Raw genomic sequence first — 13,041 nt, forward strand, 5'->3', positions numbered from 1 at the left:
GGTCGGCGCGCCGGAGGGCACAGGCGGAGCGATGGCTGCCGTGTTGCCGCCAGTGCCGGCTATGCCGCCAGTGCCCGTTGCACTCAGGATAATGCCGTTCTGGGCGCTGACATCGAGCACCGATTCGCCAAATGTCAGCAACTCCAATGTGCCGCCGGTGCCGCCGCCTGCATTGCCGCCGCTGCCGCCAGCCAATGCGCCACCTGCAGCACCATTTGCGCCGTTACCGCCCAACGCATCTGCAGTGAAGGTGATCGTATCCAACGTCACCTGGGCAGTCCCCTGGCCGATCAGCCTTGCCACGCCGCCCTCGGCATCACCGCCCGCACCGCCCGCGCTGCCTGCGGTTGGCCCGGCCGTTCCGTTGCCGCCAAAGCCCCTCGCATCAATCGTTGTGCTGCCCAGATCGATCACGCTGTCGCGCACGGTCAGTTCTGCTGTCCCGCCAATGCCGAACCCGCCCGATGCACCGATGCCGCCATTCCCGCCGTTGCCGCCGCGTCCCTGCGCGCGCACAGTATAGACACTGGCGGTCTCATCATCCTGCGCCAGGATAATTCGGGCCAAACCGCCGCTGCCACTGCCACCGCGGCCCCCCGCACCAGCGCCATAGCCAAAATCGAAGCTCTCTCCGCCGATGCCTCCAATGCCGTCGGCATCGACTTCAAGCAGGTTGAAGCTGATGCTGCCCGCGCGGTCGATATACTGGGCCTCGCCGCCCTCAGACGCACCGCCCGCACCCGCGGCTCTGCCATCCTCGGCAAAGCCACCCTCACCGCCAATACCGCGCGCCTGAACGCGGATCGTGTCGGCTGAGATCGTTGCTGTTCCATCATTCAGGAATAACGCCGAACCGCCAGCGCCCGCGCCGCCATCACCCGAACCATTGATGCGACTTGTGCCCCCACGGCCAAAGAAATTGTCGTTGCCATTGGCGGCAAGCGTCAGTTCGCCAACCGTCATCTGCCCGGATACCGCATTGAAGGTGACGCGTCCGCCTTCTCCCACACCACCGTTGCCTGACCGTTGGCCATTGGGGGCATCGTTTGAACCGCCTAAGCCACCAAAGCCGCCCGCGCTGGCCGTGAAACGTCCGACATCAACCTCAGCGCCGTTCAGGTTGACGATAACCTGGCCGCCGACACCAAGCCCGCCATCGCCAACCGGGCTGGCATTGCCATAGCCAAAATCAAAACCATCGCCGCCGTCGCTGCCAAATCCATCGGCCCCGACAAACATATCTTCAACCGCAAATGTGCCACCGGCAAGATCAAGTGTGAGTAGACCACCGACAGCAGTGCCACCACTCGCCGCGTTGCTGGTGCCGCCGGTTTCTGAATCCGCGGCGAATGCGCCATCCGCGCTGGCCGACAGGCTGTTGAGCACAATGGCACCGCTCGTCCCCTGAACGGCAATGTTGATGGTGCCGCCTTGCCCAAAGCCGTTTTCATCCGACGCGCTGGCGCGTGCGCCACCAAGCCCGTTTGCGCTGACGAACATCTCTGACCCGCTGTTGCCGATCCGTCCGTTCTGGGCATTGATGCTGACCGAGCCACCCAAACCCTGCCCGCCCGAACTGCCGCTGCCACCGCGCGCCGAGGCGTTGACATCGGCAAAGTCAAAATCAATCGTGCCACCGTTCAGCGCAAGCATCGACGCCGCGCCGCCGAGTGCGGTCGAACCGTTCGCATCGTTGAAAAAGCCAAGGTCTACATTCGTACTAACGATCAGCAGGTCGGCGGATATTGCGCCATTGTTGGCCGCAAGCGAGACATTGCCGCCCCGCACCACCGAAGGGCTGTTGCTCTCGAAGGCTTCGGTCGTGATCTCAAGGAAGCTGCCCGCGTCGATCCTGGCCTGATTGATGGCCTCGACAGAGATCGTCGCGCCCGATGGGGCCAGATTGTCGCCGCTGGTGCGCGCGATGAGCGAAACGCTGTTCGACACATTCAGCGTTGCGTTGTCCGCCAGCAAGCTGATGCTGCCATATCTTGCAACACCGTTGTCGGAATTGGCGATGGAAGAAGCCTGAAGTGAACCCATGCCGTGGGTGCCGCCGCGAAACACCAGATCGATCACGCCCCCTGAGGCCATTGTCGGGTTGCTGCCGGTCAGCGCATCAGCATTGGCCTCAAACCTAGCATTAAGGACATCGAATCGGCCATCTGACGCGCTAACTCTGATGCTGCCCCCGGTTGCATCATTGCCGGTACCCGGCAGCGCATTATTGCGGCCCGAGCTCGCATCCAGCGCGTTCGCGCTGACGTTAAGTTCATTTAAGCTGATTACGCTCGCGGCGCCGGTCAGGTTGATATTGACCAATCCACCGCGCGACGCGCCCAACCCGGCAGCGCGCGCTCCGCCAGTGCCGTCCGCGCTCAGCGTGGTCAGCCCGCTGACCTGGAACGCGCCGCCGGTCAGCACATCCAGCGTCAATGTGCCGCCGGCACCATTCTCGCCGAGCCCTGCAACATTGGTCTCAACCCGGCCAAATCCATCGACAGAGGCTGTCAGATTGCCGCCGATTTCGACGGTGGCAAGCGGCGATGTTGCGCTCGGATCGGCATTGGCGAAGATCGATATCGTCCCGCCTTGCGCGCCGTTGCCCGCGCGCAAGCTGACATTGCCCGCAACGGTGATGCTGCCACCCTGGTTGGCACCGAAGTCGATCTCGCCATCAGCGGCAAGGCTGATATTGCGCGCGGCATTGACCTGAACCGACGCTGCGCGGCTCAATCCCGATGCCACCATCTCGATATCGTTGGTCGCGCTGGCAAACAGATCATTGCTCAGGTTCAGATTGCCGAACTGGATGGATCCATCGACCGGCGATGCCGCCTCACCAAAGCTCGCACCGCTCGTGTTGCGCCCGGCGCTCAGGATAATCACCCCGTCGCGCTGCGCGGCGGTCACCGCAGGGGCATAGCCAATGTTGCCCGACACCAGCATGGTGATGGCATTGTTCTTCGGCACCGCGACCATCGAGATGACCTGATTGTCCGGATTGGCGCCATAGCCGACGTCTGGCGTCGGGGTGCGCGTCGGGCCGGTGGTCGTGCCGGTATGGATGATGCCGTTGGCGTCATCGGTTCCGGCGAGCACGGTGATGTCAAACAGGCCGTTGTTGAACGTCATGAAGTTGGCGCTGCTGGTGTTGAAGCGGATGTCCGCCTGCTCGGCGGCGAGCAGCACCGCCGACCCGTTGACATCAATCCGCCCGCGCTGTTCAACGCGCGGCGCGGCGGCAATGAAATAGCTGTTCGCCTGCGTCTGGAGGATCGACGCGCCCGCCTCGATCACCACCGCCGATGTGCTTCCCGATGGTCCGCGCAGGCGCAAGGTGTTGCCGGTGCCGAACAGGCCGCCGGTGGTGTCGATGTTGTTGGTGGTCAGCAACAGGCTGCCGACATCGAACACCGATGATGATCCGGCGATGATGCCGCCGGGGCTGAAGAACCAGACATTGCCGCCGACCTGGGTGCCAATGCGGCTGCGCACCGTGCCATCGAACCGGGCGACCCGCCCGGTGTCTGACGGGAGGATGCGGTTGAGCACGGTGAAGGTGGTGGTTCCGAGAAATTCGAGCGTCTTGCCAACGGGTAGAAAATCAATCGCGCCGCCGCCCGTCGTCGGGTTATCAAACGGCGTCCAGTTGATGATCAGCTCACCGCTCGACGGCCGGATGGTGTCCACATTGGCGGTCCGCGAAATCCCCGCCGATCCGCCACCAATCGGAATGGCAGGCGTCGCCTGCACCGCAAAGGCGGGATTGACGACATGCGGTTGCTCCTGCGGTGCAAAATCGGGCAGGTTGATCCGGCTATGCGGCTGGTTTTCGGGCGTAAAGACGGGCCGCGACACATCGGCGTTCAGTTGGCTGGCCACCATCATATCGGCAGGCATCGCCGTGGGCCGGTACGGGATATTCTCTGCGATCAGGATCGCCCCGATCACGCCGCGATCGTGCGGCTGATGTTCGACGCGCATATCGGAACGCACCGGCATGCCTGCGGGCGGCAGCGGGCCGGCACTGGCGACGGGCAGCATCGGCGCATTGCGGGCATAGAAATCTGAGTTGTCGCGCACTTGCGCCTCGGCGCGGCCCATTGTCAGGGACAGCGCAAGCGCCGCAGCGGTCAGCGAACACGATGCCAGCATCCGGCCCCGCAACGTCTTGCCGGAATGCCGCAAGCGCACCCTGCCCTGCTCCTGCGCGAATGGCTGGCTAACGATGGAAGGACTGACCATCATCCTGCTCCCTGAAATGCTGCGTCGCGGAACGACTGGAGGTTGTCGGCACCCTGGCCTGCTGTTGGTTGGCGTGTCATCAGCGCAGATTCCATGGTGCGAGCTGCAATGTGAGGTTAAACAATATGCGCACGTCTTCCGGCCGGTTGAGCAGGCCGGAATCGTACACCGGCACCGCAACCAGCAGATCGGCGCGCGCGGCGTTGCCGATGGTGGCGCGCAGGCCCGCGCCTGCCGAAAACAGCCGTTGCGGGTTCAGCCCGTTGAAGGCGGTGTCCTTGTTCCAGACCCAAAGCGCATCAAAAAAGGCGAACGGCTGGATCGCGGTCGAGGCCTGATCCTTGGGCACCAGCGATCCGTAAGCCACCTCGGCGCGGAAGCCGAGGCCGCTGTCACCAACGATCGCGCCGGGATCGAACCCGCGCCCGATCGTATAGTTGCCGCCCGAAATCTCCTCGTAAGACAGCAAGGCATCGGGAGCATATTGCAGCCGCGGCGCAAAGCTCAACAGCACCAGCGGGTCAGGCCGATAGTCGATCCGGGCATCGGCGCGCAGCACGAAGGCGGTCGGATCACCCTCGATCCGGCTGGGGGGGATGGCCCCGGGCAGCAGGCACCGCGCGAGCGCCGGGCCACAGCCCTTGCTGGCGCCAAAAATGTCCATGCCCTGGCGCAGCTCCAGCCCGGCATTGAACGCCCATTGCGGCTCAATGGCCGAAAAGCCATCACGCCCGGTCACGCTGGCCGGAGCAATCGCACCGTAAAGCAAGCGCACATAACCGACGCTCAAGGTATCGCGGGTCAGCGGCAGCGGCCCGAAATCGACGCTCTGGTCGATATATTCAAAGCCCGCCGTGCCGAACAGGTTGGATGCCTGGCTGCGGATGATGGGGTAGGTCGCGCGCACGCCTGCGACCAATGTTTCGGCACTGAAATTGCCGCCGACAATGTCGGGGTCGCTCCAGCTGTAGGTAAAGTCACCGCCCAGCGTCAGCCCCTCGCCGCCAACGCGGAAATCGTGGCTGGCCTGCAGCACCTGCTGCTCGCGAAATTCCAGCGTGCTGAACGCGCTGAGCGTGGTCTCGTCGCCAAGCCCGGTCAGGCCGTTGATCCGCAGCCGCGCCAGCGCGCCATAGCGCCCCACCGCCTGCGTCCCGTAATTCTGCACCGTCAGATCGGCATAGATCGGAACCCGCACCACTGCGAATTCACCGATCACCTCGCCCGGCGCGCCATCCAGCGGGCGCAGCGCGAGCCGGACATCGAGCCCGGGAATGTCGCGTGCGAGCAACAGATAGCGCTCAGCCACCAGAATGTTGAACACTGGCTGCGAGGAGATTTTTTCGATGTAGCGGCGTAGCAGCGGTTCAGATGGGCCTGCATCGCCGCGCACCTGCACCTGTGCCATGCGCGCCATCAGCACATCGAGCCGCACGATGCCCTGATCGATCTGCTGTGGCGGCACCTGCACGGCGGCGACATAGCCCTGCGCGCGCAAATAAGTCGCCGCCCGGTCGCGGATGTCGCAAATCGCCGAAATCGGCACGGTCTGCCCGACAAAATCACTGTAACTGCTGTTCAGGTCAGCAGCATCCACCGGCCCCAGGTTGGTGAATTCGACGCGCGCAAGCTGAAAGGTGATTCCGGCAAATTCTGGGCTCGCCAGCGGACACGGCGCGCGTTCAATCTCGCTATCGATGCCCAGCGGCTGGCCCTGCGACGGCACCTGCTGGTCCTGCCTGCCGCGCAAAATCTCCTCGCGCGTCGCCCCCGGCACGGCCTGCGCCTGCGCAAATGCAGGCCAAAGCGCACCCGCCAGAAACGCGCAGGCGCTCCAGCCAATAACCAAACGTCGTATTCCAACCACGTGGGCGTCCCCCTTTACGGTTCCGTCACTATGATTGACCGGCGACCCAGCGGCCGGTTTAAACTCCTTGCCTGTTTTCAGGCTATGTTTCGATGCGCCGCGCGATCACGCACGGCGCATTTCAAGGCATCATTCAGGCACGCATGAACGGCGTCATCCGTGCCGACATCTCAACGGTCGCCCGCAGCGTCTGACGGCGTTGCCGCAGCCAGCGTTTCCACCAGCAGGCCAAGCTGGTTGTCGCAGCCATTGGCGATCAGCGTTCCTGCGATATCGTCGACTTCGGTCGGCACGGTCGGCAGCAGCACCAGTTCGATCTGCTTGGCCTGGCCATCGGCTCCGACAAATGTGTAGCTGCCATCGGCAACCGGCAGTTCAGCGAACGGCCACGCCTTGTTCACCGATCCGTTCTTCCAGTCGAGCGTCACTGCCGTGCCGCCAGCGTTGCTGAGCTGCAAGGCCACGTCGCCTTCAACCTTGGCGCGCCAGAACATCAGCCGGTTGGGTTCAGCCACACAGAACTTGCCCGACTGGCTGGCATCAATGAACCACAGGTTGGGGCTGCGGGCAGCCGCTGCGGCGGGTATCGGCGTCGTGCCAGCACCGCGTACTGCCCCGGTGCGGGCCCGGCGCGCGTTGGCATTGGTTGCGAGCAGGCTGGCAATCTGGGTTGACTGGGTCTGGTCACGATTGACCGCGCCGTCCAGCGTGAATGTGCCAGGCCCGGAAAGCACGCGCGTTCCGGCCTTGTCGAGCACGGTCACGCGGTCGTTGGCCTTGAGCACCACCTTGCTGCTGGCCGCGAGCTTCGTGCCAGCCGGATACTGCGCAGCCGAAGGCCCCGCCGAACGGACCACCATGGATTGTGCCAGTGCTGCCGAACTGGCGGCAACGCCAAGCCCGATGACAGCGCCCAGAGTCAGCGCTTTGCGGACCCCTGATTTGATATTAACCGAGAACATAGCTTTCTCCTTTTTGAGTCTGACCAAGTCGCTTGAACAAATTCGCGATAGCCAGTTGTTGCCCCAATTCTTCAAGACGTGTTGTGAGTTGCACCACAGTCGTCGCATCACCCGCTTCGTGCGCGGCAACCAGTTGCGAAATCTCGTCACGTTCGCTGTCTGGCCGGTCCGGTGCCGGTTCGAAAATCTCCACCGGCTTGGCCCTGCCCCTTAGCACAATTCTGCCCATGGGGCGATACCAGTCTAGCCCGGATCGTTCGGCGGCTTCGCGGCTCACCAGCACTCTGGTGTCGAGCGACTTGTTGGCCGCCTCAAGCCGGGCCGCGGTGTTCATGCTGTCGCCAAATGCGGTGTACTGAATGCGTCCCTCGCCGCCGAAATTGCCGACAATCGCCTCACCAAAATGCAGGCCAACGCGAGTGCGGCCAATTGGCGGCACGCCTTCTGGCGCGTTAAGCCGAAAATCCTCACCTGCCTCATACATTGCCCAGGCCGCGCGGGCGGCTCGCTCGCCATCATCGGGAAATGACAGCGGTGCCCCCCAGAAAGCCACAACCGCATCACCGACAAACTTGTCGAGCGTGCCGCCATATTCGAGCACCACCTCGGCCAGCCGGTCGAGATAATCGTTGAGCAGCTGCGCCACCATCTCAGGCTCGATGGCATGGGTCAGCTTGGTAAAGCCCTCCAGATCGGTGAACACGCAGAAAATCTCGCGCTTTTCGCCGTGCAGCGCCAGCTTGTCGGGATCCTTCAGGATTTCCGCCGCGACCGAACGCGGCAGATATTTGCCCAGCGCGTTCTGTGCAAAGGCGCGCTGCTTCGACCCGACCACCCGCGCAGCCGCGCCAACCGATGTATAGGCGAGCAGCCAGCCGGTTGCCCAGCCAAAGCTGGGCACGCCCAACGTATCGAGCCCACCGCGCTGCATCAGAAACGGCACGACGATGAAAAAAGCGATCTGCATAGTCAGCAGCAGGCCCATAATCCAGGCGCGGGCATTGCTGATCGCGGTCAGCGCTCCGGCGAGCACGACCGACAAAGCAATTCCCCACAGCGCCCAGCTTGGGAAGGCGAAGGGTTGATCATTGTCGAGCAGCTGCGACATCATGTGCGCGTGCACCTCAAGCCCGATCATCTGCGAATCACCGGTCACCGGGTCGCCGATCCTCGTGAGCGGCGTATCGAATTTGTCAAAGTCGACAAAATCCCCGCCGATCAGCACATGCCGCCCCTTGATCTCGCCGGCGAGAAATTCGGCGCTGCTTGGATCGGCGAACAGGTCAATCGGTAGTTTATTGATCACCGGCCGCTCCGATGACAGCGGCAGGCGATAGCGGATTGCGCCGCGATAATCGGTAAACGCCGCGTTGGGCGGGGTCATCGCGCGCACCATGATCGCCGGCAGATTGGCAGGCTGGTCGGGCCAGCGCCGCGCAACCCCGTCGGCATCGGTGATCAGCCGGATGCTCGTGGGCACGGTCTTGTCGGTGGTCACCTCTTTCAGGAAGCCTTCGAGAAACTCCTGCTGGCGAAACTGGATCGCCTCGGCATTGGTGTCGAGCGACGCATAGGCGACATGGGTGGGCGTGGTCATCGCCCGCAAGGATGACTTGAGCGCCTCGTCATCATCCTGCGGCTGATCGAACAGGATATCGATACCGATCGACTTGGCCCCCATCCCGTCGAGATTGGCGAGCGCATTGGCGAGAATCGTACGGTCAACCGGGCTGCGCTGTCCGGTATCGATCAGCGTATCGTCGGTATAAACCACCATGACGATGCGCGGGTCCTGATCGACGCGCGGTGCAAAATTGGCGGCACGCATGTCGTACATCGCGTTTTCGGCATCGCCCAGCAGCGGCATCGAAGTGCTGTGGCGTGCCACCGCAATCGCGAACACCAGAAACGCACATGTTGCGAGCAATCGCACCAGTCCGAGCTGACGAATCAGTCGTCCAAGGCTGCGTCCCACTTCCTCGCGGTCGCTCGCGGGCTGTTGTGTACTGGTGCTGTTTGAAGTCATATTTGTCAGCGCTGGCCCCCGGCAAGCATGTTCGGCTCGCCCCTGCTGCCAGCTGCGGCAACCGTGTCTGTCGAAATGATATCACGCTTGCCATCGCCGATTACCGCAAAACCCGCCCAATAGAAAGGGTGTGATGTCAACGCGTCATCCATCAGCACGCGCTGCGCCGAGAGCAATGCCGATGCGATGCCAGAGCCCTTGTCCGCCGTGAACAGGCCGGTGATCAGGCGCTGGGTGGCATCATAATCATCGGGCGCAGGCCAGTGGCTGGCGAGCACGACACGCCCGCCCGCGCCGATGAACGAACGTACCAGCCCGTCGAGCGCGCTTCCCCCGCCGGTCTGCAGGCCGGTTTCGCGCGTCACCTGCACACTGGCGCGCGATGCCGTGTCGCAGGCTGAAAGGATCACCACATCGGCGTCAAGCTTCAGGTCAAAGATATCGCGGAAGCTGAGCAACCCGTCAGATGTCTCACCGCCAAACGAGGTCAGCAGCGCAGGCCGCGCCGGGCACGAGGTGCGCGGCGGGGTGACCAGTCCGTGCGTGGCAAAATGCAGGATGCGATATTGGTCAAGATCGCCCCGGCCCATAATCTGGTCGTCGGCAAACGCATCGTCGGTCACCACCTGGCTGCGCGCATCGCCCAGCAACGCGCTGACCCGGCGCAGTTCCTCGGCATTGATCGGCCGGTTCCATTCAGACAGCGACCAGTCGCACGCCGGATCGGCGGTGTCGGTGCTGCGCCGCGTCGCCATATCAAAGCCGGTCAAATTGAACACCGGGGTGTTCTGGCCCATGCCGAGATAGGCATTGGGCGCGCGCGATGGCGGGGCGCTGCGCGTATCGACAAAGGCGCGTGCTGACACAGCGGTGCTGATCTCGACCGAACGGCCCAGCCAGGCCATGCCGGTCATATCAAAGGCATCGGCATCTGGATTCTCAAGCCGCGCCAGAAATGCTGCGACCGGTTCATCGCGGGTGATCAGCAGGTTGGGCGGCAGCCGCAGCATCGCGCCATCGGGTTCGAAGATCAGGTGCGCGGACTGCTCGATCTGCGCTGCCACCGGCCCCAGCAGGTCGCGGTAAATCGCCCGTGCTGCCTCGACATCATAGGTCGATGTTTCATACAGGGTGCCGTTGAATTCAGAAATACTGGCCCGGATCGCATCGACCTGCTGCGCCAGCCGGGGCGCGCTGATCGTGGCTGCATAGCCTGTCGCGCTTTGCCGGTCGGCGTGGAACACGAACATCCGGCCTGCGATTTCAGCAAGCTTCACATACGCCTCGCCCGGCTGGAGACTGGCCTGCAATTCGGCAAGGCTGAGCACGGCTGGACTCGCGGCGCGATATTGCGGATAGGCGGCAAGCTGGACCAGCGCCGCCTGCTGCGCCGCCTCGATCTCGGCCAGCTCGGTTCGCAAGGTCGCCAGCAACGTCGCGCTGCCCGCTGCATCCTGCCCGCGTTCGATCACCGCAATCTGGATGCGCGCCCGTTCGATCGCGCGCGAAAGATTGAGCGACTGGCGGAACTGGCGCGAGGCCTCGCCCTGCCCCGCGCTCAGCTCACGCGCGAGGATCGCGGTGGTTTCTGCGACGCCGGGGCGGGCGAGCACCTGCGTCGCATCAAAAAAATCCGCCGCCAGCGCTGGCTGCGATGCCATGTTTCGCGCGAGCAGATCAAAATACGGTGCCAGCTGGTTGCCAAAGCCGACCAGCACACCGCGTTCGCCCAGCGCGCTGGTCACCACCTGCCGATACAACGCGCTGGCCTGTGCCTCTTCGCCCTGCCGCAGCAGCAGAGCCGCCAGCCGCGCGCGCACCGCATTGACCGCGTTGGTCTCAGGATACTGGGTTTCGAGCAGCGCCAGCGAATCGGTCAACCAGCCGCGTGCTTCTGATGGATTGCCCGCCTGCTCCTCGACCAGCGACAGTTCCGCCATGATCTGAGCACGAAGGCGGATGATCGACACCACCCGGCCGTCGCGCACGCTGATCACCTGCTGGAGCGCCTGCACCAGCCCGGCGCGCGCCGCCTGCATATCCCCCTTTAGGCGAAGCGCGGTGGCGGCGAGCTGCCCCGCCTGTGCATCGATGATGAACGCGCGTTCCTCAACCGTCAGCTGCAGGTCATCGACAAAGCCCAGCCGTCCGGAAAGGCGATCGCCGCTGTTGATCCGGGTGGAAATCTGGTCGGTGATGCGCGCATCCTCGCGCAAAGCAATCGCGCTGGTCGCCATCTGGCCGACAGGTCTGGCCAGCCTAGCCATGGCATCGTCCAGCCGCCGCTGGTTGAGCAGATGAATGCCCTCAAAATTGCGCTGCAGCCGCTGCTGCACCGGGTCTTCGCTGCCAATCGCGCGGGCCTGCGCAAACAGCGCGTCAGCCTCGTCAAACTGACCGAGGTTCGAGCGCTGGAGCGCGCGATTGACCAGAAACTCTTCCTGCTTGAGCTGGGTCGCTGCCGGATCGATGAAGCGCTGCTGCAGGGTTTCAAAAAACTCCGCAGCCTGCGCATAATCGCCGCTGTTGTTGCGGCGATAGCCCTCCGCGAGTGCCTCGTCGGGCTCGAGCGTCAGCGCCTGCACCCGGGCGAACGCCGCCGGGTCCTCGATCGAGGTGGTGGCAATCTCGACCGTGCCGGGTACGATCTTGCCTGCCATGATCGAGCGCAACGCCAGCGACAGGGCGCTGTCATAGGCGGCGAACCCCTCTGCCACAAAGGCGGTGTTGCCCCGGTTGATCCGCGCGACGCTGTAGCTGAGGCCGCCGTCACGCCACGCGCAATTGCGCTGCGTGGCCCCTTCGGCGATCGCCGGGGCGGGCTGGGCAGTGCTGCAATCGACCAGCGTCGATCGCCGCGCCTCAAGTCGCTGGTCGATGTCGTCGCCCGACTGGCGCAGCGCGAAGACATAGCCGACCGGCAGCGCCGAATCGCGGCAGACAATCGCCCAGCTGCGGTCAAATATATCCTTGTTGGCGACGTCGAGGCCACGGGTTTGAACCTGACACAGGCTGCCGCGGCTGTCACCGAGCGGAAAGCTGTCGCGCAGTGCCAGCGGAGTCGTCTGTGCAGCAACCGAAGGCACCCACAGCCCGAGCGCAATTCCCGCCAGTGCCGTGAGGCTCCCAATCCGTTTCTCGATCGCTGTGCGCATCAATTCACCCCGCCATGCCGCTGGCACCCTATGCGGATGCAAACTACACAACCCAAATTAACGCGACCCGGAGTAGATTCGTTTTATGTGGAGGGTTATAGGACGATAGCGCCACAAAAACCAGACCGGGCCGGTCCCGGGGTGGCACAGACCGGCAGGCTGACTTCAAAATCCCCGAAAAGTGATGGAATCTGCGATGCTTACGCGGGGCACCTCAAACTGGTTTATTGCTGCGTCTCCATCACGATAGCCGACCGCCATGCCGCAAAAGAAGATGTGATCGTCATCGATCGCCAGCAGTTCGCGCATGTAGGTGCCGTGCATCGCCCAGATTTCCTGCGAGCAACTGTCCAGCCCCGCCTCGCGCAGCAGCAGCATTACGGTCTGCAGCCACATGCCCATGTCAGACCATTGCGGCGGCCCCATATATTTGCGGGTGTAGGTGAATATCTGTACCGGCGCGCCGAAGCTGTCCCAGTTTTTCGCCATCTGGGCAAAACGCCCCGCCGCATCCTCGCGGCCGAGGCTGAGTGCCTCGAACATCGCCTTGCCCACCGCACGCCGCTGCGCCTCGTAGCGTCCCTCCAGGCCTTCGGGGTAGATGGCATATTCCATCCCCTCGCCCAGCGGTGCGGTCGCCGCCTTGGCCTTGATCTTGGCGGTGAGGTCTGCGAGCGGCTGCCCGGACAACACAATTGCGCTCCACGGCTGGGTGTTGCCGCCCGACGGCGCGCGCTGCGCCTTGCGCAATATCTCCTGCAGCACATCGAGCGGCACCGGATC

6 protein-coding genes are annotated in these 13,041 nt (G+C 63.6%); all 6 read right to left on the minus strand.

The window, feature by feature from the left end; genetic code table 11:
• Positions 1-4,248, minus strand: a 4,248-nt coding sequence (locus ACEW8G_RS02335; RefSeq protein WP_373486837.1) for a beta strand repeat-containing protein, incomplete at its 3' end; no start/stop codon positions are given.
• 79 nt (positions 4,249-4,327) lie between these two features.
• Positions 4,328-6,097 carry a ShlB/FhaC/HecB family hemolysin secretion/activation protein gene (locus ACEW8G_RS02340; RefSeq protein WP_373486838.1) on the minus strand — a complete coding sequence of 590 codons (1,770 nt, stop codon included), beginning with the start codon at positions 6,095-6,097 and terminating at the stop codon, positions 4,328-4,330.
• A 188-nt stretch (positions 6,098-6,285) separates the two neighbouring features.
• Positions 6,286-7,077 (minus strand): hypothetical protein, encoded by a 792-nt coding sequence (locus ACEW8G_RS02345; protein WP_373486839.1) that lies wholly within the window; start codon positions 7,075-7,077, stop codon positions 6,286-6,288.
• Positions 7,064-9,103 (minus strand): CHASE2 domain-containing protein, encoded by a 2,040-nt coding sequence (locus ACEW8G_RS02350; protein WP_373486840.1) that lies wholly within the window; start codon positions 9,101-9,103, stop codon positions 7,064-7,066. The genes ACEW8G_RS02345 and ACEW8G_RS02350 overlap by 14 nt, the downstream gene beginning before the upstream one ends.
• A gap of 5 nt (positions 9,104-9,108) precedes the next feature.
• Complete coding sequence (locus ACEW8G_RS02355) at positions 9,109-12,258, minus strand: CHAT domain-containing protein (protein ID WP_373486841.1); 3,150 nt, start codon at positions 12,256-12,258, stop codon at positions 9,109-9,111.
• Between the two features lie 165 nt (positions 12,259-12,423).
• Positions 12,424-13,041, minus strand: a 618-nt coding sequence (locus tag ACEW8G_RS02360) for a nitroreductase (RefSeq protein WP_373486842.1), incomplete at its 5' end; no start/stop codon positions are given.

The sequence above is a fragment of the Blastomonas sp. genome, from assembly GCF_041747255.1.
Lineage (GTDB): Bacteria > Pseudomonadota > Alphaproteobacteria > Sphingomonadales > Sphingomonadaceae > Blastomonas.

Excerpts from the sequence above, each read along its gene's own strand:
- ACEW8G_RS02345 (WP_373486839.1), bottom strand. The coding sequence starts at position 7,077 with ATGTTCTCGGTTAATATCAAATCAGGGGTCCGCAAAGCGCTGACTCTG.
- ACEW8G_RS02350 (WP_373486840.1), bottom strand. The coding sequence starts at position 9,103 with ATGACTTCAAACAGCACCAGTACACAACAGCCCGCGAGCGACCGCGAG.
- ACEW8G_RS02355 (WP_373486841.1), bottom strand. The coding sequence starts at position 12,258 with ATGCGCACAGCGATCGAGAAACGGATTGGGAGCCTCACGGCACTGGCG.